The organism is Desulfurispirillum indicum S5, from assembly GCF_000177635.2.
Taxonomy (GTDB): domain Bacteria; phylum Chrysiogenota; class Chrysiogenetes; order Chrysiogenales; family Chrysiogenaceae; genus Desulfurispirillum; species Desulfurispirillum indicum.
Genome location: NC_014836.1, coordinates 2,432,611 through 2,456,358, shown reverse-complemented (window position 1 = coordinate 2,456,358; position 23,748 = coordinate 2,432,611). Strand labels below are relative to the sequence as shown.

At 57.4% G+C, this 23,748-nt stretch carries 23 protein-coding genes; 9 read left to right on the top strand and 14 right to left on the bottom strand.

The window, feature by feature from the left end; all coding sequences use genetic code 11:
- The first annotated feature begins 98 nt into the window (after positions 1–98).
- The 6 genes from argS (at position 99) to SELIN_RS11455 (ending at position 5,358) form a co-directional block, all read left to right on the top strand.
- Positions 99–1,769 (top strand): arginine--tRNA ligase, encoded by a 1,671-nt coding sequence (gene argS, locus SELIN_RS11480; protein WP_013506820.1) that lies wholly within the window; start codon positions 99–101, stop codon positions 1,767–1,769.
- A gap of 31 nt (positions 1,770–1,800) precedes the next feature.
- Entirely contained in the window at positions 1,801–2,577 is a 777-nt protein-coding gene (locus SELIN_RS14215; RefSeq protein WP_013506819.1) for an SPOR domain-containing protein, read from the top strand.
- 163 nt (positions 2,578–2,740) lie between these two features.
- Complete coding sequence (panB, locus tag SELIN_RS11470; RefSeq protein WP_013506818.1) at positions 2,741–3,562, top strand: 3-methyl-2-oxobutanoate hydroxymethyltransferase; 822 nt, start codon at positions 2,741–2,743, stop codon at positions 3,560–3,562.
- A gap of 4 nt (positions 3,563–3,566) precedes the next feature.
- A complete protein-coding gene (panC, locus tag SELIN_RS11465) occupies positions 3,567–4,430 on the top strand; it encodes a pantoate--beta-alanine ligase (protein WP_041726094.1) in 864 nt (287 codons plus the stop codon).
- Between the two features lie 5 nt (positions 4,431–4,435).
- Complete coding sequence (panD, locus tag SELIN_RS11460; protein ID WP_013506816.1) at positions 4,436–4,828, top strand: aspartate 1-decarboxylase; 393 nt, start codon at positions 4,436–4,438, stop codon at positions 4,826–4,828.
- Positions 4,829–4,899: 71 nt separating this feature from the next.
- Positions 4,900–5,358, top strand: a complete 459-nt coding sequence (locus SELIN_RS11455; protein ID WP_013506815.1) for a hypothetical protein — start codon at positions 4,900–4,902, stop codon at positions 5,356–5,358.
- A 73-nt stretch (positions 5,359–5,431) separates the two neighbouring features.
- Here SELIN_RS11455 and topA read toward each other — a convergent pair whose 3' ends face one another.
- The 5 genes from topA to SELIN_RS11430 all read right to left on the bottom strand — a co-directional run bounded on the left by topA (position 5,432) and on the right by SELIN_RS11430 (position 12,832).
- Positions 5,432–7,738 carry a type I DNA topoisomerase gene (gene topA / locus SELIN_RS11450; protein WP_013506814.1) on the bottom strand — a complete coding sequence of 769 codons (2,307 nt, stop codon included), beginning with the start codon at positions 7,736–7,738 and terminating at the stop codon, positions 5,432–5,434.
- A gap of 273 nt (positions 7,739–8,011) precedes the next feature.
- A complete protein-coding gene (locus SELIN_RS11445) occupies positions 8,012–9,076 on the bottom strand; it encodes a type IV pilus twitching motility protein PilT (RefSeq protein WP_013506813.1) in 1,065 nt (354 codons plus the stop codon).
- A 42-nt stretch (positions 9,077–9,118) separates the two neighbouring features.
- On the bottom strand, positions 9,119–10,531 hold the full coding sequence (locus tag SELIN_RS11440) for a phosphomannomutase/phosphoglucomutase (protein WP_013506812.1): 1,413 nt from the start codon (positions 10,529–10,531) through the stop codon (positions 9,119–9,121).
- 10 nt (positions 10,532–10,541) lie between these two features.
- On the bottom strand, positions 10,542–10,934 hold the full coding sequence (locus SELIN_RS11435) for a hypothetical protein (protein ID WP_013506811.1): 393 nt from the start codon (positions 10,932–10,934) through the stop codon (positions 10,542–10,544).
- Positions 10,935–10,945: 11 nt separating this feature from the next.
- Positions 10,946–12,832 (bottom strand): N-acetylmuramoyl-L-alanine amidase, encoded by a 1,887-nt coding sequence (locus SELIN_RS11430; RefSeq protein WP_013506810.1) that lies wholly within the window; start codon positions 12,830–12,832, stop codon positions 10,946–10,948.
- A 251-nt stretch (positions 12,833–13,083) separates the two neighbouring features.
- Between SELIN_RS11430 and SELIN_RS11425 the strand changes: the two genes are divergently transcribed.
- Positions 13,084–13,734 (top strand): TetR/AcrR family transcriptional regulator, encoded by a 651-nt coding sequence (locus SELIN_RS11425; RefSeq protein ID WP_013506809.1) that lies wholly within the window; start codon positions 13,084–13,086, stop codon positions 13,732–13,734.
- Positions 13,735–13,755: 21 nt separating this feature from the next.
- Here the strand turns inward: SELIN_RS11425 and SELIN_RS11420 are convergent, their stop codons facing one another.
- From SELIN_RS11420 to flgB, 9 genes are all read right to left on the bottom strand, one after another.
- Positions 13,756–14,304: a MotE family protein gene (locus tag SELIN_RS11420; protein WP_013506808.1), complete on the bottom strand. Its 549-nt coding sequence runs from the start codon at positions 14,302–14,304 to the stop codon at positions 13,756–13,758.
- Positions 14,301–14,756 (bottom strand): flagellar FliJ family protein, encoded by a 456-nt coding sequence (locus SELIN_RS11415; RefSeq protein WP_013506807.1) that lies wholly within the window; start codon positions 14,754–14,756, stop codon positions 14,301–14,303. Before SELIN_RS11415 ends, SELIN_RS11420 begins: the two co-directional genes overlap by 4 nt.
- A 2-nt stretch (positions 14,757–14,758) precedes the next feature.
- Positions 14,759–16,078 carry a flagellar protein export ATPase FliI gene (gene fliI / locus SELIN_RS11410; RefSeq protein ID WP_013506806.1) on the bottom strand — a complete coding sequence of 440 codons (1,320 nt, stop codon included), beginning with the start codon at positions 16,076–16,078 and terminating at the stop codon, positions 14,759–14,761.
- A 6-nt stretch (positions 16,079–16,084) separates the two neighbouring features.
- On the bottom strand, positions 16,085–17,206 hold the full coding sequence (locus SELIN_RS11405) for a FliH/SctL family protein (RefSeq protein WP_013506805.1): 1,122 nt from the start codon (positions 17,204–17,206) through the stop codon (positions 16,085–16,087).
- 21 nt (positions 17,207–17,227) lie between these two features.
- Positions 17,228–18,235, bottom strand: coding sequence for a flagellar motor switch protein FliG (gene fliG / locus SELIN_RS11400; protein ID WP_013506804.1), 1,008 nt, complete (start codon positions 18,233–18,235; stop codon positions 17,228–17,230).
- The gene (fliF, locus tag SELIN_RS11395; RefSeq protein ID WP_013506803.1) at positions 18,235–19,911 is read right to left on the bottom strand and encodes a flagellar basal-body MS-ring/collar protein FliF; all 1,677 of its coding nucleotides are present in this window, start codon (positions 19,909–19,911) and stop codon (positions 18,235–18,237) included. The genes fliG and fliF overlap by 1 nt, the downstream gene beginning before the upstream one ends.
- 145 nt (positions 19,912–20,056) lie before the next feature.
- On the bottom strand, positions 20,057–20,377 hold the full coding sequence (fliE, locus tag SELIN_RS11390; RefSeq protein ID WP_013506802.1) for a flagellar hook-basal body complex protein FliE: 321 nt from the start codon (positions 20,375–20,377) through the stop codon (positions 20,057–20,059).
- A 2-nt stretch (positions 20,378–20,379) separates the two neighbouring features.
- A complete protein-coding gene (flgC, locus tag SELIN_RS11385) occupies positions 20,380–20,835 on the bottom strand; it encodes a flagellar basal body rod protein FlgC (protein WP_013506801.1) in 456 nt (151 codons plus the stop codon).
- Between the two features lies 1 nt (position 20,836).
- A complete protein-coding gene (gene flgB / locus SELIN_RS11380) occupies positions 20,837–21,262 on the bottom strand; it encodes a flagellar basal body rod protein FlgB (RefSeq protein ID WP_013506800.1) in 426 nt (141 codons plus the stop codon).
- A 290-nt stretch (positions 21,263–21,552) separates the two neighbouring features.
- On the opposite strand from flgB, the gene cysK reads away from it, so the two are divergent.
- The gene (cysK, locus tag SELIN_RS11375; RefSeq protein ID WP_013506799.1) at positions 21,553–22,512 is read left to right on the top strand and encodes a cysteine synthase A; all 960 of its coding nucleotides are present in this window, start codon (positions 21,553–21,555) and stop codon (positions 22,510–22,512) included.
- A gap of 132 nt (positions 22,513–22,644) precedes the next feature.
- Positions 22,645–23,682: a tRNA 2-thiouridine(34) synthase MnmA gene (gene mnmA, locus SELIN_RS11370; RefSeq protein WP_013506798.1), complete on the top strand. Its 1,038-nt coding sequence runs from the start codon at positions 22,645–22,647 to the stop codon at positions 23,680–23,682.
- Positions 23,683–23,748 lie beyond the last annotated feature (66 nt).

The window sequence follows — 23,748 nt, the reverse complement described above, 5'->3', positions numbered from 1 at the left end:
CTACTTTAGTCGTCCCTTGCTCTTGCCATGGCAGGCAAGAATCACTATGATGCTGTGGCTTAACACTTCATTTTTCCAGAAACAAGGAATCGTCACCTATGCGACAGCTCATTGCGGAATGCGTGCGAAACGCCATTGAACAGGCAATACAGAGGGGCACCCTGTCCCTGCCCGAAGGCCAGGGTCTCCCCGAGATCATCATCGAAAACCCTAAGGAAAAATCCTTTGGCGATTTCGCCTGCACCATAGCCATGCCACTGGCCAAGATCATGGGGCAGCCACCACGAGCCATAGCCCAGGCCATCATGGCACACCTTTCCCACAGCGCCATTGAGAAAGTGGAAATCGCCGGCCCCGGCTTCATGAATTTCTTTGTACGCCCGGCCGCCTCCCTGGAAGTCCTCAAAACCATTCTGCGGGAAGGTGAGCAGTATGGACGCAGCGCCGTAGGCCAGAACCGCCGCGTCATGGTGGAATTTGTCAGCGCCAATCCCACCGGCCCTCTGCATATCGGCCATGGCAGGGGAGCTGCCGTGGGAGACGCCATTGCCCGCATTCTCGAGTACGCCGGCTACAATGTGCACCGCGAATACTATATCAACGATGCCGGCAACCAGATGAACAACCTGGGCCTCTCCACCTATATCCGCTACATGCAGCTGCTGGGACACGAGGAAATGACCCTGGAAGAGAGCTGCTACCAGGGCGACTATATTACTGATATCGCCCGGGATGTCCTCACCAAGTACGGCCGCAAGTTTGAAGGCGACCGCTCCAGCATACCCTTTTTCACCACCCTGACCGGTGATGTGATCCTGCAGGGCATCAAAGACGACCTGCAGCGCTTCCGGGTCAGCTTCGACCATTATTTCTCGGAAAAGGATCTTCACGAACAGGGCCACGTCAGCCGGGAGCTGGATCAGCTGCAGACTGCCGGCAAGGCCTATGAAGAGGGCGACGCCCTGTGGGTCCGCACCACCGCCTTCGGTGATGACAAAGATCGCGTCGTGCGCCGTGGCAATGGCGAAACCACCTACTTTGCCGCCGATATCGCCTACCACCGCAATAAATTCCAGCGTGGCTTCGACACCCTGATCGATATCTGGGGAGCCGACCACCACGGCTATGTGAACCGACTCAAGGCCGCCGTCAACCTGCTGGATCGCAACCCCGACGATCTGGAAGTCATCCTCATCCAGCTGGTCAGCCTGCAGCGCGCGGGTGTGCCCGTCGCCATGAGCACCCGCTCCGGCGAGTTCGATGCCCTGCGCGACGTGCTGGACGAGGTGGGCACCGATGCCGCCCGGTACTTCTTCCTCATGCGCCGCTGCGACTCCCACCTGGATTTCGACCTGGAGCTGGCCAAACAGCAGACCAACGATAACCCGGTCTTCTATGTCCAGTACTGTCATGCCCGCTGCTGCAGCATCATCGAACAGCTCAAAGCCAACGACAAGTACCCGCAGCAAAACCTGGACGCCATCGATTTCAGCGTGATGGACACGGAACAGGAAAAAGACCTCGCCAAGGTGCTGGGACGCTTCACTGAAGTGGTAGAAGGCGCGGCTCTGGCGCGCGAACCCCACCGCATCCCCCACTATCTCAACGAAGTTGCATCGGCATTCCACAGCTTTTATAATGTATGCCGCGTCATGAATGCCCCCACGCAGGAACTGCTGACCGCCCGCACCATCATGGTGGAGGCAACCCGTCAGATCGTCTGCAACGGACTCCATGTCATCGGCATAGACGCACCCCAGCGCATGTAACAACCCCCCGAAACCGCCAAGGAGGCCACAGGTGGATCAATTTGGAACCGCGTCCCGCGCAGGACGCAGCAAGCAGGAACAGCCAAACCGCAAAAGCGGCAATCAGACATTTGCAACCCTTATCGTCTTTATAGTCGGGCTCACCCTGGTCTTTGCCCTGGGAGTCTTTGCCGGTCGCATGCTCCTGGGCTCCAAAGAGATGGATCAGCGCATTTCCGTCCTGCAGCCAGATACGGAAACCACCACCGTCCTGCCGCCAAACTCCCAGCCCCTGAGCGCGCCAACCGCACCCGGAGCGCCCACAGCCCCTGAGCTCAAGTTCGCGGAAGTTCCACCCGCCCAGGAAGCGCAGCGCGCTGCCGAGCAGGCCCAGGCAACCCGCCAGGAAAAGGACAACCTGCTGGCCAGGGCAAAACAGGAGATAGCCGCCCCAACAACCCCCAGCGGCCCCCAGGCACCCAGTACACCACAGGTAAGCTCCCCCGCTGAGCCTACGGCAGCCAAGACTGCTCCCCCGGCCGCTCCGGCCACAGCCACAGGCGAAGGATCTCTCAAACGCACGGTACCCGCCGGAAAATTCACCATACAGATAGCCGCTTTCCGGGACGAGCAGTCCGCGCAGAGCCAGGCGAAAGCCCTCAAGGAAAAAGGCTATGACGCCTACTATATGGTTTCCGACCAGGGAGACCGAGGTATCTGGTACCGTGTCAGAGTCGGTGAATTCGGCCAGCTGGACGCCGCCCGCACCAAAGCCGAACAGATCAAAGAGAAGGAAAAACTCTTCCCCTTCCCCATTGAGGTGAACTGACACGATCCCTCTGAGCACGCCCCTTTGAGCGCAGCCACAGAGAAACTGCGGGAAATTGCAAGCTCTTGTCTTGACAAAAATTGCCACGTTCTCTAAAAGAAAAAAATCTGAAAACACTGTTTGGCTGACACCCGCATGGGGTCAGACCAGAAAGGTTCTTTACATGAGCAAAGTCCTTGAGGTGGGCAAGATCACCACTACCGCTGTCATGTCCATGAAAGCGGAGGGGGAAAAGATCGCCATGCTGACCGCCTACGACTCGTCTTTTGCCCGCATTGCCGACAGTGCGGGTATCGAAATCCTCCTGGTGGGGGACAGTGTTGGCATGGTTTTTTCCGGCCAGCCCAACACCCTGAGCGTCACTCTGGAACAGATGATCTACCACACCAGCGCCGTCAGCCGTGGGGCCAAGCATGCCCTGGTCGTCGCTGACATGCCTTTCATGACCTACCAGATCAACCCCGAAGAAGCCCTGCGCAATGCCGGCCGCCTCGTACAGGAGGCGGGTGCCGAAGCCGTCAAAATTGAAGGCGGGCGCGCCATGGCAGACACCGTACGCAAAATCGTCGGTGCCGGCATCCCCGTCATGGGCCATATCGGCCTGACACCGCAATCCATTCACACACTGGGCGGCTTCCGCGTCCAGGGGAGAGGGGCTGAAGCTGCCGACACCCTGACAGCCGACGCCCTGGCCCTTCAGGAAGCCGGAGCTTTCGCCCTAGTCCTGGAAGGCATCCCCGCATCCCTCGGGCAGCGCATCAGCCGAGAGCTGCGTATTCCCACCATCGGCATTGGGGCCGGCCCCGACTGTGATGGCCAGGTTCTGGTCATGCACGATCTGCTGGGGCTTTTCGATGACTTCACGCCCAAGTTCGTCAAACAGTACGCCCTGCTGGGTGAGCAGGTGGCCGAGGCTTTCCGCCAGTACCGCGCCGAAGTAAAACAAGCAGTGTTCCCGCAGCCGGAACACTGCTTCAAAGGGTAGCACCTTGCAGGTCATACAAACACGCAAGGAACTGTGCAACGTGCTTGGGGCTTTCTGGCAGAAGACGTCCCATACCATTGGCCTGGTCCCCACCATGGGATACCTCCACGCTGGCCACATGAGCCTGGTGGAGCGCAGCAAAAGCGAGAACGCCTGCACGGTCATGAGCATCTTTGTCAACCCCACCCAGTTTGGCCCTTCAGAAGACCTGGACAGTTATCCCCGCGACCTGCAAAGGGATCTGGATATGGCCCGTGACGCTGGCGTTGACTACGTCTTTGCCCCGCAAGCCCAGGACATCTACCCTCCTGGACACTGCACCTGGGTTGAGGTTCAGTCGCCCATGGCCGCCGTCCTCTGTGGCGCCAGCCGCCCCAGCCACTTTCGCGGAGTCACCACCGTTGTCACCAAGCTGTTTCACCTGATTCAGCCCCAACGGGCCTATTTCGGCGAGAAGGATTACCAGCAGCTGGCCCTGATCCGCCAGATGACCCGGGACCTCAATATGCCCGTCGAAATTGTTGCCTGCCCCACGCTGCGCGAAGAAGATGGCCTGGCCATGAGCTCCCGCAACACCTACCTCTCGCCGGAGGAACGCTCAGCGGCCACCATGCTCTTTCAGGCCCTGACGCTGGCCCAGGAGATACTCAACCAGGGACAGCGGGATGCTTCCAGAATCCGGCAGGCTCTCCGGGAGCACTTCGCAGCCTCGCCACTGTGCACCATCGACTATGTGGAAATCGTCGATCCGGTCACCCTGGCTCACCTGGAAACCATTACCGAAGAAGCCAGAGTTATCCTGGCCGTCCATATCGGCAGAACCCGCCTGATCGATAACGCCTCCATTACCCTCAAAGCCAAGGAGTAACCCCTATGCTGCGTACCATGTGCAAATCCAAGATACATCGAGCCACCGTCACCGAAGCTAATCTGCATTATGTCGGCAGTATCACCATCGATCGAGAACTCATGGAAGCTGCCGACCTGCTGGAATATGAACAGGTCGCCATCGTCGACATCAACAATGGCGCCCGCTTTGAAACCTATATCATCGAGGGCGAACCCGGCAGCGGCGTCATCTGCCTCAATGGTGCCGCGGCACGGCTGGTACAGCCAGGTGATCTGATCATTATCATCTCCTACGCCCAGATGGAGGATGCCGTCGCCCGCACTCTCAAGCCACGCATCATCCATGTGGACGAGCACAACCGCATCGACTGGAGCATTACCCAGGGTGTCGAGGAACTGGAGAGCGCCTGCTGCTAGACAACGCTGCAGGCTTTACACCCACGGCAAAAGAAATTATAGTGAGCTCATTTCATTCCGAAGGAGTTCCCATGAAAAGAGTGATCGTCAGCACGCTCGCTGCCCTCGTTTTTCTGCTGCCCGCGACCGCCAGTGCCAATAACGCCATCGGAACCGATGTCGTGCGCATCTTTGATCGAAACCAGGATGATGGCATGATGAACATCATCTTTCAGCATGCCCTGACGCGCACCTCGGCCATCAAGGCCAGCTTCGCCAGCGGCGAGGATCTCACCGTGCTGGAACTCACCTACAAGGCGTACAACCAGCGCTACCAGAACGGCACCTACTACGAGCTGGGCGGCATGTATGTGGACGGAGATGACGACACCGAAATCGGCTTTAGCGCAGCCGTGGGCTATGAAACATCCATCGCCCGCAATATCATCCTGGGTGGAGCCGTGCAGATGGTCATGATTGAGGAGGAGATATTCGGTTACGCCGAGAGCCCGATCTTCTTTCCCCGCCTCCATGTGATGTTCGCGTTCTGATATCTCTTTGCAGAAAACAAAACCCCCGCAGTCCTCTGACCGCGGGGGTTTTGTATTTGGCATGAGGGCAACACTACTTCTTTTTCGCAGCTGATTTTTTTGCGGGTGCCTTTTTGGCAGCCGCCTTTGCCTTGGGCGCTGCCGCCTTTTCGCCAGGTTCCTTGGCGGTGGCTTTTTTCTCCTTGATCACCGCCTTACCCTGTTCATCGCGCTCCATATTCTTGGTGTTGCGGCACTTGGGAAACGCTGAGCAGGCCAGGAACTCGCCGCGGCGGGAGGCGCGGATCACCATGGGGGCGCCGCACTTCTCACAGGCGATATCGGTGGGCTCAGCTGGCTTCTTCTCTACCACCACAATGGTGCCATCCTCTTCACGGCGGAAGCTTTTAGGGTTTTTGCATTCCGGATAACCGCTGCACGCCAGGAAGGGGCCACGTCGTGACATCTTGATGGCCATGGGCTTCCCACACTTGTCGCAGGCGATGCTGGTCATCTCTTCGGCCGGACGCTGCACAATGGTGATGGAGCCATCCTCTTCCTTGGTGAAGTTGGAGGTGAACTCGCACTCCGGATAGCGGATACACGCCAGGAATTCACCGTTGCGACCGCTCTTGATCACCAGCTCCGCTTCACATTTCGGGCAGGCTACCCCCGACTTGATATTGATCTTGTCAACGTGTTTCAGCGACTCCTTGGCCTTCTCCAGCTCCCGCTGAAACCCTTCGTAGAAGTTCCCCAGGGTATCTTTCCAGTTCTCCTCGCCTTCCTCGATGCGGTCGAGCTTGGCTTCGAGATTGGCGGTAAAGCTGTACTCAAAGAGTTCGGGGAAGTGATTGACCAGAAGCTCGTTGACGATTTTTCCACGCTCGGTGGGGGTAAACTTCCGGTCCTCCTTTTCCACATACTTGCGATCTTCGATGGTGGAGAGAATGGAGGCATAGGTACTGGGACGGCCGATACCTTTTTCCTCAAGGGTCTTCACCAGTGTCGCCTCCGTATAGCGGGGCGGTGGCTGCGTGAAGTGCTGCAGGGCCTGGATATCTTCACTGGTGAGCTTGTCGCCCTGATGCAGGGGCGGCAGAATATCCTCTTCTTTTTTGGCACTCTCCTCCACCGCCTGATAGAGGGCCAGGTGACCGGCAAAGGCCACCACGCTTCCGGTGGCGCGCAGGGTGTAGTCGCCATTGATGATATCCGCCGCCGTGGCGTCAATCAGGGCATCGGCCATCTGCGACGCCAGGAACTTGTCAAAAACAAGCTTGTAGAGGCGGTACTGATCCCCCGTCAGGTGTGCTTTGATGCTTTCGGGGTTCAGGGAAGTGGTGGGGCGAATCGCCTCGTGGGCATCCTGGGTCTTGCCGCCCGTGGCGTAGACCCGTGGCTTTTCCGGCAGATAATCGGGGCCGAAGGTCTTGCCGATATATTCGCGGGCCATGTCAATGGCATCCTGGGAGAGCCTGGTGGAATCGGTACGCATATAGGTGATCAGACCCGTCTGGCCGTACTCACCAAGGTTGACCCCTTCATAGAGTGACTGGGCCACCATCATGGTCTTCTTGGCGGAAAAACGCAGCTTGCGTGAGGCATCCTGCTGCAGCTTGCTGGTGGTAAAAGGCGGCATGGGGCGCTTGCGCTTTTGCTTCTTTTCCACCGTGCCAACCGTGAACGAACCTTTTTTCAGGGCGTCAACGATGGCGTGGGCCGTGTCTCCGTCTTTGATCTGGGCCTTTTTCTCCTTGATGCGGAAGAGCTTGGCCTGAAAGGGCACCTCGTCCTTGATGAACTGGGTGACAACACTCCAGTACTCCTCGGTGACAAAGGCGTCGATCTCCTTCTCCCGTTCACACACCAGGCGCAGGGCCACGCTCTGCACTCTGCCGGCGGAGAGGTTGCGCGAGATCTTCTCCCACAGGAAGGGGCTGATCTTGTAGCCCACGATACGGTCGATAATCCGCCGGGCCTGCTGGGCATCCACTTTGGGCTGGACGATTTCGCCGGGATGTTCCAACGCCTGCACAATGGCCTTCTTGGTTATTTCGTTGAAGAGCACCCGCTTGATGGCAAGTCCCTTGTTTTCCTTCTGCAGAATCTCGCTGATATGCCAGGCGATGGCCTCTCCCTCGCGATCGGGATCGCTTGCCAGAAAGACTTCATCAACCCTGCTGGCAGCGCTTTTCAGCTCATCGATTACCTTCTTCTTATCGCGCAGGGTCACATACTTGGGCTCAAAGTTATTTTCCAGATCAACGCCAAAAGTCGACTTGGGAAGGTCGCGGACATGCCCCACACTGGCTTTGACGGTAAAATTATTCCCCAGGTAGCGGTTAATGGTTTTCGCTTTGGCAGGTGATTCCACAATGACGAGTTTCTTTTTTCCCATACCATCCTCAGTAAAAGGTATAACATCGGGCCCCCGCAACGGTACGGGAGCTCTGCCTGCACAAACCGGCGCAAACGTCTGCACACATTTGCCGGCACTTACATCAAAACTAAAAGGGTGTAACACATATAATGAACGAATTGCCAGACAGACCCGTCAAAAATGCAAAAAAACTCACCGTCCGCACGACAGGCGCGCGGACGGATCCAGGAAAGAGGAGACCAGGTCGCTCCCGCAACCCTTCACATGGTAGTCATGGTCACCAGGAAATTTCTAACTCCCTGTCCCCAGAACACGCATCAGCTCTTCGGGGTTGTTGCTGAACTGAAACGCCGTGGTACGCTCCACCACACCATCCTGCACCAGCTGCGCCATCATCCGCACCTGGGTCTGCATCCCCAGGTTGCGGCCGAGATCCATCTGGGAGTAAATCTGATGCACCTTGCTCTCACGGATCAGGTTGCCCACAGCACTGGTGTTGAGGAGAATCTCCGGCACAGCCACCCGCCCGCCACCGATCCGGGGCACCAGCACCTGGGCGATGACTGCCACCAGACTGACGGAAAGCTGAGCCCGTATCTGCGACTGCTCGTCACCGGGGAAGACGTCAATGATGCGGTTGATGGTCTGGGAGGCCGAATTGGTGTGCAGGGTGCCGAATACCAGGTGTCCGGTCTCCGCGGCGGTCAACGCCGCTTCAATGGTGGCGCGATCACGCATTTCGCCGATCAGGATCACATCGGGATCTTCCCGCAGGGCGTACTTGAGGGCCTGGGGGAAGCTCTGGGTATCCCGGCCGATATTGCGGTGAGAGAAGAGTGACTTGTCGTGCCGGTGAATAAACTCCACCGGATCTTCAATGGTAATAATGTGTTTATGCTCTGTCAGATTGATCTCATTGAGCATGGACGCCAGGGTGGTCGACTTGCCGCTGCCCGTCGGCCCCGTCACCAGGACAAGCCCCTTCTCGCGTTTGACCAGCTGCTTATACATGGGGGGGCAACCGATCTCGTCCAGGGCGGGAATCTTCTCGGGAATAATGCGGAATGCCGCCGCCGTCTCCCCCAGCGCCTTATACAGATTCAGGCGAAAACGAGCGATACCCGGCAGAAAAAGCGCCTTGTCCAGCTCGCCACTCTCCTGGAAGCGGGCAATTTCTTTGCCCTCAACGGTACTGCGGCACATCAGATCAATGTCTTCACCACTGAGCACGGTCTGGTTAACCGGCCGTAAACGACCATCAACGCGAATCTGCGCCGGACTGCCGGCAACCAGGTGCAAATCCGACGCACCTTGGTCAGCCATGATCTGCAAAAGGCCCTTCAGGGTATCATTCATCTCACACCTCCGGTGTCATGGGTTATGGGGTTATCATGGCCATCAGGCCTCTGCCACTCTGGGAGAAACCCGCTCAATCAGCTGCTCCACAAAGCACTGATAGCGCTCAAGCTCAGCTGGCGTAGCAGCTTCAACCCGCATCACCAGCGCTGGCTGAGTGTTACTTGCCCTCAGCAGCGCCCAGGCTCCGGCGCCAAAACAGATACGCAGACCATCCACATCAATGATATCCTGGATACCACTGGCTGATCGCACCGCCGGATCCCGCAGGTATGTCGCAACCGCGTCCACGATCTGCACTTTCCGCTGGTCATCACTTTCCAGACGCAGTTCGGCCGTGGAACAGACCTGCTCAAACTCCCGCAGTTCGTCCCAGATATCAACACCCTGCTTCAGCAGGCAGGCAAATCGACAGGAAGCGTACAGGGCATCGTCAAAGCCCAGGTACTCATCGGCAAAGAAGATATGGCCACTCATCTCGCCACCCAGCAGGGCCCCGGTATCAAGCATCCTGCTCTTGATAAAGCTGTGGCCGGCTTTGCCCATAATGGCCCGGAACCCCGGCAGCCGGTTGATACCATCATACATCAGCTGGGAGCATTTCACCTCGCTGACCACGGTAACCGGCCGGCCGGGATAACGGCGCGCCATATCCCGGGCGAAGAGCAGCAGCAGCTGATCGCTCCAGAGAATCCGTACGCCATCATCGGGGTGAGGCAGCACCACCCCCACGCGGTCTCCATCGCCATCATAGGCAAAGCCGACATCCAGCCGCTGCTGGCGCACCAGATCCATCAGGTCGGTAAGATTTTCCGCAATGGTGGGGTCGGGATGATGGTTGGGAAAGGTGCCGTCAATCTCGGTAAAGAGGGCGTGAACCTCGGCCCCCAGACAGCCCAGTACTTCAGGTGCCACCAGTGCCATGGTCGTATTGGCGCAGTCAATGCCGATACGCATTCCCTGCAGCGTGGGGAAGAGGCTGCACAGATACTCCCGGTACCGCACCAGAACCGAAGTGTCAACCCTGGGAACCATTGGTGTCCCTGTCACGGCGCTCCCGCAGCCAAGGCGCAGGGTGGTAATCTGATCGGGACTGAGGCTGCGACCACCCAGGGTCATCTTGAGTCCATTATACTCAGGAGGATTGTGGCTGCCGGTAACCATAACCGTGGCGTCAAAACCACCCCCGGCAGGGGATGCGGCGAAGTAGGAGATGGGCGACGTGCAATCGCCACCATAGACGACTTCACAGGGAACCGAGGCAAGGCCTGCCAGAAAGCTGTGAGCCAGGGTCTCAGAGTGCGTACGGGCATCCTTGCCCACGAAAACCCGTGGGTGTTTTTTCGCGGGAAGCATACGCGCGAACGCGGCACCGATTGCTGACACCAGCTGCGGCGTCAGTTCGCTGTGGGCCAGTCCGCGGATATCATTGGCCCGGAAGATATGAGCATTCACGGAGCACCCATCAGAAGAGCTTCAGGATCTTCTTGCCCTGGCTGTCGCGACCAGGTTCTGCTGCTGCCTCACGGGGAGACTCACCCAGCACAATATCGTCAAGTTCCGGAGGGAAAACCGCCTGGGCCTGAACCTTCCCTTCGTAAACACTGTAGGTTGCCGCCACCGACCGCTCGGATATGGCGACTTCACAACGATCCCCGTCAAAGGAGAGGGTGCACAGCAGCACATCATCCTCATAGCTCCACAGGGGCTGCGTCAGAGGGTTGAAGATCAGCACCACCTGGTCATCCTTGAAGAAGTGCTCTTTTATGCCCCGGCACAACCCACGGGTGCGGTTGACCACGAGATAGGCCGAACCGTAATAGCGAACAAAGGATTCGAATACATCAAATTTCTCCAAAGAACTGGCTCCTAGTGATTTTCGGCATAACGGATTATGCCCTTGGCGATATTTTCCGCCAGCGCCTGGCGATAGGATTCCTGGGCCAGCAAAGTGCCTTCACGGGGGTTGGTGATAAAACCCGTTTCGATAAGAATCGACGGCATCTGGGCGCCAATCAGAACATAGAAGGGAGCTTTCTTTATCCCCGCGTTGCGCGCCTGGGGGTGGTGACGACGTATTCCGTGGAACATGTCGTTGTGGACCACCTGGGCCAGGATGGCAGATTCGTTGATCTTGGTATTCAGCATCAGGTCATTGAGAATATTCTGCAGGTCACTGACACTCTTCTGGGATATGGCATTCTCCCGCGCCGCCACTTCCATGGCGCGCGGATCAGATGTGATATTCAGATAGTAGGTCTCCAGCCCATGCACATTGGGATCACGAAAGGCGTTGGTATGGATGGACACAAAGAGATCCGCCCGCTTGGTATTGGCAATGGCCGTGCGCGCCTCCAATGGTAAAAACTTGTCGGTCTCCCGCGTCAGGTGCACGGTCAGGTCGGAGTTGCGACGCAGATACGCCGCCGTTTTCAAGGCAATATCCAGCACCACGTCCTTTTCCAGCAGGCCGTTAAAGCCCACGGCCCCCGGATCTCTGCCGCCATGGCCAGCATCTATGACCACCGTATTGACCCCCAGGCCAAGCTGCTTGGCCAGGCTTATGGCACGGGGTTCCAGGGAAGCCAGTTGCAGTGGTTCAGGCTCATCGGAAGCCGGCAGTTTGGAGCGCTCCGCCAGAAGCACTTCCCCACCCCGACTGCCCGCAGCGGGTGGCGCGGCAGGAGCCTGGATGGACTGCGCGACGGGGGGCGGCGTCTTGGCTGCCACCAGCAGGTTACGGGTTACCGCCATGGGATCAGGCTCCGGTTCGGAAATCAGGTCAACGACAACCCGCACCGGATTCTGCAGCACAAAAACCTTGAAGTCGCTGACACTGTTGATGTCAAAGACGACCCGTACCGTTTCCCGGTCGTACTGCGCCATGCGAATACCCTGCAGCTGAGTATTGTCCAGCTCAAGATTTTCCAGCTTTTCCGACTTGCGCACATTGAACAGATCCACAAAGAGGCGGGGAGGCATCCCAAGATTGCGGTCTTCACGCAGCCAGTGTTTTTTCAGCGAGATATCACCATCAAAGCCATTGAATCGCAGCACCGCACGGGTGTACTCCGCATTGGAGAAGGTGTCGACCTTGATCAGCTCAACCTCCTCAGACGCTGCCGGGGAGGGGACTGGATTCGTCGCCGCCACCTGGGTGGGTTTCACCACCGCCGGATCTTCCAGCGTCGGCACAGTGGAGCGGGTGGCGGAAGGGCGTCGCGTACTGACATTGGCCGGAGAGCGAACGATGTCGCCCATGGCATCGAGCCGCTGCAGAGCATCCACAGCCGCCTGGCTGCGGGGATAGCGTTCAATAAGCTGTTCATAGAGCCTTGCCGCCAGGAGGATGTCATTCTTTTCCTCCTCATAGATGCGGCCCGCCTGGAAGGCGGCGTCAGGAGCTTTTTCGCTGTCGGCGTACCGGCGGGGAAGGGTGCGGAAGGTGCTCAGGGACTGTTCAAGGTCGTAGTCTTTGGAGGAGAGGCGATAGAGGCGAAAATAGGCATCGCCGGCATTATACATGGCCTCTGGGGCAAGGGGGGAGTCGGGGCGATTCAGGTAGAAGAGCTCAAAGCCTTCAATCACCTTGAGCCACGCCGAGCGGAATTGAGTGCTCTCATTGCGCAACAGGCGCTCATAATCACTTTTGACGCCAAAAAAGTAGTCTTCGTTGTATTCATTGCCCAGCAGCGGCGCAGACAGGAGCATGCAGAGCAGCAAAGGTACAAGCAAGAAACCCATTCGACGAAACACAGCTCCCCCTCTGGCAACAGTTGAAAATTGTCAGCAGAATACGGGAATTTTTCCTCTAACTCAAGTATTCTCAGGAAACTATCGCGCTTTTGCTGGCGAACCAATCAGAATCTGTTGACGACGCAAAAAAAAAGGCTAAACTTGCCATTTAGTTTAACCGCAAAAAGTTCAGTAAAACATCAGACCGGGTTTGTCGCAACGTTTTGTCACAGCCTTTGCGATGAGCCAGCAACACTCTTCCGAGGAAAATCATGCGAAAGCCTATTCGTGCCCGAAGCGCAGAAACCATGTCGAAAATCCTGGAAACCTCATCGGATATTTTTTCCCGTGATGGCTATGATGGCACCCGCGTCGACGAGATCGCCAAGGTCTCCGGCGTCAATAAGGCAAGCATCTACTATCACTTTCAGGACAAGCAAAAACTCTATGAACATGTTCTCATAGAAATGCTCAATCGACACGCCACCGCCCTGGAAGAGCAGGTGGCCGCCGCCAAAGGCGCCGAGGGAAAGTTACGCGCGTTCATTGACGCCTATGTGGGCAACATGGTCAACGACCGCCGGATCTCCGTGCTGATGATGTGGGAGGTTGCCAGCGGTGGCAAGAACATGCCCCCGTCGGTTCTCGAGCAGGTCATCCGTCTGATCAACCTGCTCTCTGATATCCTGGGCCTGGGCGAGAAAGAAGGGGTATTTCACACCAGCAACCCCTTTATGACCTACCTGATGATTGTGGGCAGCATCAGTTATTACATCGTAGGCGAGCCACTGCGTCACCTGGCAGCCAGCCAGAAACTCATCGAAGACAGCAAGGTCATGCTGCAGTCGCCCCCCGAGGAAGCCGCCTCCATCATGACCGAAATGCTGCTGCGCTCCCTGCGCCGCGAAATCGCTCCGGCATAGGATACCTACGCAAAGCCAGATTCAGAACTGCTGCTGCAGCTCTTCAAATCCCTGAACCGTCTTGAGTTCATGGCTGATACGGGCCGCATGGGCAGGATTCAGGCGGCCCAGGGCCTGGAGAATACCCCCGGCAGTACGAGGGGGCATCGCGGCAAAGATGTCAGCCGCCTCGCGGGCCGGCAGCTCCGAAACAACGGCCGCCGCCTCGCGAGGCTTCATGGTCTCGTAGATACTGGCAACGTTCTGCAGCCTCTGCTGGCGTTCGTTGTCGATCATGCCAATGAGTTCTTCAATGTTGCCACGCAGGGCTTCAAGACGGTTTATCTGACCGTTTACCTCGCGCTGAAGCTGCTGAAGCTGCTGCTCGCGGGCCTGCAGATTGCTTTCCCGTCGGTTGAGCTCCTCTTCGCGCTGCCGCAGATTCTGGATAACCTTATCCACATTGATTTCGCTCTCATACCCTCCCGAGAAAGAGCGCTCCTCGGCGCGAACAGATGATGCCGCCGAGAGAAAAAGCCCGAGGATAATCAGCATGTATACCGCTACAAAGAGGCGGGGCAGGGTTTTCATGGAGTCACTCCTTCGCGTTGGTTGGTCGCATATTTTATGGTGTTGATTTCAGCCAGCATTTTCTCCTCTTCGCGGCGCTCATGCTCCTGATGGCGCAGCAGATCACGATCCCGTAGAAATTCGAGGCTGCGTTTCTGCTTGAAAAGGTCTTTGAGTTTTTCGGTGGCGCGCCGTATTTCATTCTCCAGGCTGGCAATTTCGATTTCACAGTTCCTGATGGCCTTGGTGTGGGCCGGCAGGTAATCATAAAAGAGCTGGGCGGTGGCCATATCTCCCTTGAGGCGACACTGGCGCACATGCTCGGTATCCTGCAGCAGAAGAGCTTCGTGGGAGCGCTTGCGCTCACCGGCAGCCAGCTTCTTGCGGCGAAACTCCGCGATAACCTTCTGCTGCATGTCCAGCTGCCGCTGGCGATGCTCCAGTACCTTTTGGAAGCGAAAGCGGAACGCCATGTCTATTCACCCACAGTCTGTTTCATCAGGACACAGATATTGCCGAAATCCTCTGACTCGTTGACCGCCTGACGCAGGAAGCTGTTGATGGCTCCCATGCGGCTGACCGCGCGGTCGATCTCCTTGTTGGTGCCCTTGCTGTAGGCTCCGATGTTGATCAGGTCTTCAGCGTCTCCGTAGACCGCCATCAGGTTGCGCAACTTGGCCGCCAGCTCCTGATGCTCCCCTGAGGTGATTTCGCCAAAGACGCGGGAGGCGCTGCCCAGCACATCGATGGCCGGAAAGTGGTTTCGGGAAGCCAGCTTACGCGAAAGCATGATATGACCATCCAGGATAGATCGCGATGCGTCGGCCACCGGCTCGGTAATATCGTCGCCATCCACCAGCACCGTGTAGAGAGCGGAGATGCTGCCTTCACCAGTTCCGGTTCCAGTACGCTCCATCAGCTTTGGCAGCAGGGCAAAAACCGAGGGGGTATACCCCTTGGTCGTCGGCGGCTCACCCACCGCCAGCCCGATTTCGCGCTGGGCCATGCAGAAGCGCGTGATGGAGTCCATCATGAACATGACGTTCTTTCCCTGATCGCGAAAGTATTCGGCGATCGCTGTGGCCACATAGGCTCCCTGCCGCCGGACCAGCGCCGGCTGATCACTGGTGGCGACCACAATCACACTGCGGGCCAGGCCGTCGGGGCCAAGATCGCGTTCGATGAACTCCCGCACCTCGCGACCACGCTCGCCTATCAGGGCAATGACGTTGATGTCAGCCTGACTGTTCTTGGCAATCATCCCCAGCAGTGTGGACTTGCCCACGCCCGAGCCGGCAAAGATTCCCACCCGCTGACCCTTGCCCCAGGTCAGCAGGCCGTCAATGGCGCGCACTCCAGTGCCGATGGGGGTATCAATGCGCTTGCGGGTGAAGGGATTCGGCGGCGCCGCCTGAACGGGATAGAGGCGTTTGCACTCCGGCTCAGGCTGCTCGTCAATGGGCATGCCCAAGCCGTTGAGCACACGGCCAACCAAAGCGTCACCCACGGGCACCATGAAGACCTCCTTCATGGCTTCGACGCGACTGCCTGGCCCGATTCCCGCCAGATCCCCCAGGGGCATCAACAGGATAACATCATCGCGAAACCCGACAACTTCCGCCGTCACCAGGGGTTCGCGGGGGTTAATGGGATGGATGAGGCACAGGTCTCCGATGGAGGAGGCGGGCCCCCGGGATTCGATGAGCAGGCCGATGATCTTGGTGACCTTGCCGATGAGTTTCACAGTGCGGGTATGGTCAATGCGGTGCTTGAGCTTTTCCACATCAAGGGGCATGGATGATTATCCTTTGAGGGTCTGTTCGATTTCACGCAGGCTGCTCTGCACATTGGCGTGCACGGAGCCATATTCGTTTTCCACCACACAGCTTCCGGCCGGGAGGCTTTCATCCTTTTCGATGGTGAGGACTTTCAGGCTGGGTATCGACTGCATGACATCAGGGCGGGAGCTCTGCAGGGCGTCATAATCTGCCGCAGAGACCTTTACCACGGCCTCTTCACGGTTAATCAACTCCACAATGGCTTTCTTCACCTGTCCCACAATCACCAGATGGTTGGTTTTCAGCTCGGTGTTAATCACACTCGTGGCAATGTGGATAGCCAGATCGATGAGGTTCTGCTCCGCCTCGAGATAGGCTTTCTCAAACTTCTTCGCGGCTTCGCCTACGCGCGCCACGCTCTCTTCATACTGCTTCTTCACGCCATCGAGCTTCTGACTTTCAATGGCGATCAGCTCCTGGCGTGCATCGGCCTCGCCTTTGCTGCGGGCCTCCTCACGGATACTCTCCTCCTGGGCCCTGGCCTCTTCAAGAACCTGTCGGGCCTGGGCCTGAGACTGCTCCAGCTGTTGCTGACTCTGCTGCAGCTGGCCCTCAATACCTGTCAGCTGCGCGCTCAGGGTGGCAATCTGCTGTTCCAGTTCCCCTTTGCGCTGCTCCAGCTGACGCAGTTCTTCCCTGGACACAGACGCTTCGGCGGACACTGTCTCGGCAGCCGGCTGATCCACCTTGGGAGGAGCTGATGCCCGGGGAGCTTCCGCCACCACCTTGATGGCATTGCCTTCAGCGGCTACAATCCGCAGAACCTGTTCGCGGTCCAGCATATCCTTGATCTCGCCACTGACGCGCTCGTTCATAAAGGGAAAGACAAAGGCTTCCTGGGGGGGAGTCTCTTCAGGTCTGCGTCCATAGGTGGATTCATCAAGCAAAGGCGTGAAATCCAGACGCTGAAAGACCTTCTTGGTCGCCTTGGAGGCAGTTTCCTGGGAATACTCTTTCTGCCAGTGAAAGTGAGGGAAATCATAGTCCTCGTCGGTGGATTCCCGACCAAGCGCCTTGTCGAAGCTGAAGTCGTATATCTGGCTCACTTCCCGCTGCGCCTGATCTTTTTTGATAATCCGCTTCATTAGCATCCCTCCAGCCGGATATTACTGAATCAGTTCTTCCTGCTCGCCAAGGGTAATGATGCCTTCCTCTTCCAGGGCTCGCACGATCTCAATGACTTCCTGCTGGGCTTTTTCCACATCGCGCACCTTGATGGGCCCCAGGAACTCCATCTCTTCCTTCAGGGTATCGGTGGCGCGGCGTGACATATTGCTGAAGAATTTCCCCTGCAGGTCTTCATCAGTGCCTTTGAGAGCCAGGGTGAGAACCTTTTTATCCACGCGCTTGAGAATTTCGGTTATGGCCGCGTCGCCAAGCATGCGGATATCGTCGAAGACAAACATCATATCGCGGATCTGGGCCGCCAGCTCCGGTGCCAGCTTTTCCAGTTTTTCCAGGGTAACCTTGCCGACGGTGCGATCCATGCGGTTGAAGACCTCCGCCACCGAGCGCACACCACCAATCTCCACCTGGTAAGAGGTGAAGGCGTCCAGTTTTTCCTCCAGCACCGCCGAGATGCGCTTGACCACTTCCGGCGAAATTTCATCCAGGTTCGCCATTCGAATGGCCACTTCCGGCTGCAGGTCTTCGGGCAGGGCCGCCAGACACTCAGCCGCCTGGGAGGGGTCAAGGTGCGCCATAATCAGTGATATGGTCTGAGGATGCTCATTCTGTATGAACTTGGCCAGCTGGGGCGCGTGCACCTTCTGCAGGAAGGAAAAGCCACTGGACTGTTCCAGGGCGCGGGTAAGGCGGTCGATGATCTTGCGGGCCTTTTCCGGGCCCAGGGATTTATTCAGAAGCGCCTTGGCGTAATCAAGGCCACCTTTGGACAGGTAGCCCTTGGCCAGAGCCATCTGGTGGAATTCGTCCAGAACCTGGTCGACGGTGTCCCGCTCAATGTCCTTCATCAGGACAATTTCCTTGGAAATCTCGCCAACCTCGTCATCCTCCAGGTGCTCAAGCACCGAGGAGCTCAGATCTTCACCAAGGGCAATCAGCAGAATGGCACTTTTCTGATAGCCGGTAAGCATGTCATAGGGAATGGCCATCAGGGTTCACCTTTTGTCTTGTCATCATTAATCCAGATACGGATCAGCTGAGCCGCCCCAGCCGGATTCTCCTGAACAATATCCGACAGCTTCTTGCGGATAACCTTGCCCCGAACCGCTGATGCGGAAACACTGCTCTCGGAGTCGATCTGGGATTCCATCTCCGCTTCAAGTTCCGCCAGGGTTTTGGGCAGCTGCGTCGGCACCAGCTGCTTGGGCTTTTTCTGGCCGGTACCGAAGGTCTTCTTCAGCTCGTCCTCATCTCTGGTCATATCGGTCACCCACTTCACAATGGGGCGGATGATAAAGATGAAGGCAAAGAGGAAGAACAGGGCAATACCAAGGTACTTCAGCATTTCCTTCCACAGATCCTGCATTTCCATAAGTTCCTGCCATCGCGATTTCGGCGGTTCGCCGAACTGGAGATTGGTGACTACCACCCGGTCACCACGACCTTCATTGTATCCAATGGCGCTTTGCACCAGCGCCGTAATCTTGTCCAGTTCCTCGGAGCTGCGCGGCTGGTAGACCACCTGCGACACGCCATCAGCCTGCTGCTGCACATAATTGCCGTTCACCGCCACTGCGACAGTCAACCGCTTGATCTGACCACGGCTGCGGGTAATCTGGGTCAGGGTGCGCCCGACCTCGTAGTTGGTCGTCTCCACTTCCCGTGAGCGGGTGGTCATCAGACCCGCTTCCGGGTCGTCCTGGTCGGCGATATTGGCGCGCACACCGGGAATACCCCCCTGAGCCTCACGGCCCTGCTCGCGCTCTTCAATGCGCTGCTCGCTGCGCGGCACATTGGCAGGGTCATAGGCTTCTATCTGCTGTTCCACCTTGTCAAAGTCCAGTTCCAGGCTGACATTGGAGTAGGAGTTCCCCTGACCGAGAACGCTCACCAGAAGGTTATCCAGCGCTATCTGGAGGTTGCGTTCCATATTACGCTGATACATCAGCTGCGTGACGCTCAGGGTGGACTCTTCCGAGCGCTCCTGAATCAGATCGTTCAGGATCCGCCCCTGCTCGTCGACCACAGTCACCCCTTCAGGGGTCAGGCCCTCCACACTGGAAGAGACCAGGTGGATAATCCCCTTGACCTGATCGCCGGAAAGGCGAGTGTGAGGACTCAGGCGCAGGGCAACACTGGCCTCGGCACCCCGGTCCTGGGAAATAAACAGGGAGCGCTCCGGCAGAGCGATATGCACACGGGCGCTCTCAATGCCATCGATAGCCGAGATGGTACGACCCAGCTCCCCCTGGAGAGCGCGGCGGAAGTTCACCTTCTGGATAAATTCCGTCATGCCGATTCCGGCGCTGTCAAAAATCTCAAAACCGACACCACTGCCGCGAGGAAGGCCCTGCTGGGCCAGGTTCAGGCGGGTTTCGTGCACCACGTTGCCCGGCACAAGAATGGTTCGGCCATCGTTGTGAATCTCATAGGGCACTCGCAATTCAGCCAGTTTCGCAGCCACCTCGCCGGCATCTTCCATGGCCAGGTTGGAAAAAAGAACCTGGTTGCCAGGACGGCTGGCCACAACGGCCCAGATGATAAGGGTGATAATAGTAATGACTGACGCACCGATCACCAGCGCAAGGGTAATCTGCTGCGTGCGGGAAAGTTTCTGGAGGACACGTGAGAGTTGGGAAATCAGTTCCTTAAATGAAAACTTCATAAAGCCTTTCCCATAATATGGTGATGAAAATCCTAACTTATCACCACGGAAAGAAGTTTTCAATCAGTTACATCTGTGAAAACACAAAAAAACAGCCGGGAAAGCAATTTCCCGGCTGCTGGGGTCACAAAACCATAAAGGCTGGTCACACCTGAGTGCGCATGACTTCCTGATAGGCATCCATGATCTTATTGCGCACCTGCATCATCATCTTGAGCGAGACATCAGCCTGCTGCATCTTGATCATCGTGGTGTGAATATCCTTGCTCTCGCCGGCTATAAGCTCTTCGATAGCGCGGTCAGCATCCTTCTGAGCGGTGTTGACCTCTTTCAGCGAGCTCTTCAGAAACTCAGAAAACTGCGTCTGCTCACCGGACGGCTGGGCAGACGTGGCCTCCGGCTTTCCGGTGGGCTTGGTCATATCCAGCAGCAGGGGCATACTGTTATGGATGTTAAAATCTGCCATGATCAGACCCTCCCAAGCCCAAGGGCTTCATTGGCCATCTTCTTGATGGTTTCGATCATCGTTATGTTCGCCTCGTAGGAGCGGCTGGCAGTTATCATATCGGTCATCTCTTCAACAACGTTAATATTGGGATAAGCCACGTAGCCCTCTTCATCGGCGTCGGGGTGGCTGGGGTCATACTTGAGAATGGGCGGCTCGTCATCTTCTATTATAGCCTCGACGCGAACCCCTTCAATCTTTTTTTTCCATGCTTCTTCAAAGGATGCAGGAAAAATTTTCCCCCGCACATCGTCATGGATCGTCTGGGGCTTGAAGACGAGATCTTTACGCTTGTAGTAGGTACCATCTTCAGCCCGCGTGGTGTGGGCGTTGGCCAGGTTGCTGGAGATGACGTTCATGCGCTGGCGCTGCGCAAACAGCGCGGATGAGGATATTTTCAGTCCGTCAAAGAAGCTCATCTTAACGTCCCTCCATTATGGCGCTCTTCAGTCCCTCAATCTTTTTGGCAGCAATCGTGGTGGAAGCCTGGTACATGGTGGCATTCTCCATCATGCGCCCGATCTCTTTTTCCAGCTCCACATCATTGCCATCGTTGCGGACCGTCTGATTGTGCTGCAGTTGCATATACGGCATAAACGCCGGCTTGGCCCCGGTCGGCAGGTGGCTCTCATGGGTACGCGCCATGGGAATCATCTCCTTGTCCTCTTTGCGCCCCAGCACGGCCTCGCGCAGCTGATCCTCAAATACCAGCTCCTTGGCCTTGTAGTTGGGGGTCTCCGCATTGGCCACATTGGTGGCAATCACATCCTGATTCTTGGAGCGAACCGTCATGGAGGTTGCCAGCAGGTTTATGGGAGTGCGATTGAAGAGCTCAGAGATAAACATATCGTCACCTTTCCGAGGTTGTGGCGTTGACTGCCCGCTCAAATGCAGACAGCGTGCCAAAAACACAAGTCGCCATATACAACACTTTACGATCACCGCCCAGGCCATGGGCGAATTATTTTCCGCCCCGAGCGCCTCATCAGAAGCAAGGCTAACAAAGAAACAGCCAGCCTGTCATTCTTTTTTTCCAAAAATTGCTTTACAAAACGAGAAGAAGCATTTACATTGCCAATATCTAAAGTTTATCGGTTGATTTTATCAAGATTAAAAACGCAGCAAGGAGCCTCCCCATGGCAAACATTTACGCAGATAACGCCCAGTCAATCGGAAGAACGCCACTTGTCCAGCTTAACCGCATTGTCGGCACAAGCTCTGCCAGAGTACTGGCCAAAATTGAAGGGCGCAACCCCTCCTACTCCGTAAAGTGCCGCATCGGCGCTGCCATGATCTGGGACGCCGAAGAAAAAGGCCTGCTGAAGCCTGGCATGGAGATCATCGAACCCACCAGTGGCAACACCGGCATCGCCCTCGCCTATGTGGCTGCGGCCAAAGGCTACAGGCTCACCCTGACCATGCCGGAGACCATGAGCATCGAACGTCGCCGCGTTCTGGCCGCCTTTGGCGCCAACCTGGTGCTCACTCCCGGGCCGGAAGGCATGAAAGGCGCGGTGCGCCGCGCCGAGGAAATTGCCGCCTCCGATCCCCAGAAATACTTCCTGCCCCAGCAGTTTGAAAACCCCGCCAACCCGGCCATCCACCTGAAAACCACCGGGCCGGAAATCTGGCAGGACACCGACGGCAATGTGGACGTCCTGGTCAGTGGCGTGGGAACCGGCGGCACCATCACCGGCGTGTCCCGCTACTTCAAGCAGGAGCGAGGCAAGGCCCTCCATTCTGTGGCCGTTGAGCCCCAGGAGAGCCCGGTGATCACCCAGCAGCTGGCGGGCGAAGAGCTGAAACCCGGCCCCCACAAAATCCAGGGCATTGGCGCCGGCTTCATTCCCAAAACCCTTGATCTCTCCGTTGTAGATGCCGTCGAGCAGGTCAATATCAGCGACGCCGTGGAATACGCCCGCCGCCTGGCTGCCGAAGAGGGCATTATCGTAGGCATCTCTTCCGGAGCCGCAGCAGCAGCCGCTGTTCGCATTGCGCAGCGCCCGGAATTCGCCGGCAAGACCATTGTCGTCATCCTGCCCGACGCCGGGGAACGCTACCTCTCCACCGTGCTCTTCGAGGGCATCGGCGTCTGATCCTGCACACAAGTCGCAGGCAAGGCTGTTGCTCACCGCCCGCCGTCATGATACACCACATCATGGCAGCGGGCGGAGTGGCGTCTGCCTGCCGGGCCAAGGGCCCGCATCGCAAGAACAAGGAAAGCTCCCATGAACGTCCCACGCAAGAAGGTACTGGTCGCCATGTCCGGCGGCGTCGACTCCTCCATGACCACCAAGCTCCTGCTGGAGCAGGGCTACCCCGTGGAGGGCTGCTACATGAAGCTCCACGGCAACGAACAGATGCACGAGCAGAATATCGCCCGCGTCGAGCGAGTTGCGCGCTACTTCAATATACCCTGGCACGTGCTGGATCGTCAGGACCTGTTCCACCAGTCCGTTTACCAGCCATTCATCGACATCTACAGCCAGGGCCAGACCCCCAACCCCTGCACCTTCTGCAACCGGCTCATCAAGTTCGGCACCCTCTTCGAGTTTGCCCGTGAGCTGGACTGCCACCACCTGGCTACCGGCCACTACGTCAAATGCGACGGCCAGTACATCTACCAGGGCGACGACCCCGGCAAGGACCAGAGCTACTTCCTCTTCAACATCGAGCCCCGCATCATCCCCCACCTGCTCTTCCCCCTGGGCAGCTGGCGCAAAAGCGATGTCAAAGCCATGGCCGCCGACATCCCCCTGCTCGCCAGCCTGGCCACCCAGAAGGAGAGCAGCGAAATCTGCTTCGTGGAAGACAGCTACATCGACGTTCTGCGCGAACACCTGCAGGTGGATCAGCCGGGAAAAGTCCTCGATACCAGCGGCAACGTGGTGGGAAGCCACAGAGGCTACATGCACTACACCGTCGGCCAGCGCAAAGGCTTCGATGTACCCCTCTCCCACACGGCCCTCTACGTGAAGCAGATCCTGCCCAAGACCAATGAGCTGGTGGTGGGAACTCGCGAGGAAATCAACCTGCAGCGTTTTGCCGTGCGCGACCTGAACCTCTTCCTGCCCGACCCCGGCCAGGAATTCACCTGTGAAGTGAAAGTGCGTTACCGCAATCCCAAAGCCCCCGCCAGGGTTCTGCTGGGCGCAGGCGGCTCCGCGACCATAGAACTTGAACGCCCCGAATACGCCATAGCACCGGGCCAGGCCGCCGCCTTCTATGAGGGCACCAGACTGCTGGGCGGTGGCTATATCGTGTAGCCTCCGCCACTCAACAGCGGCAATCCGTCACAAAAAAAGGCAAGTGGCGAGGATCCCCACCACCGG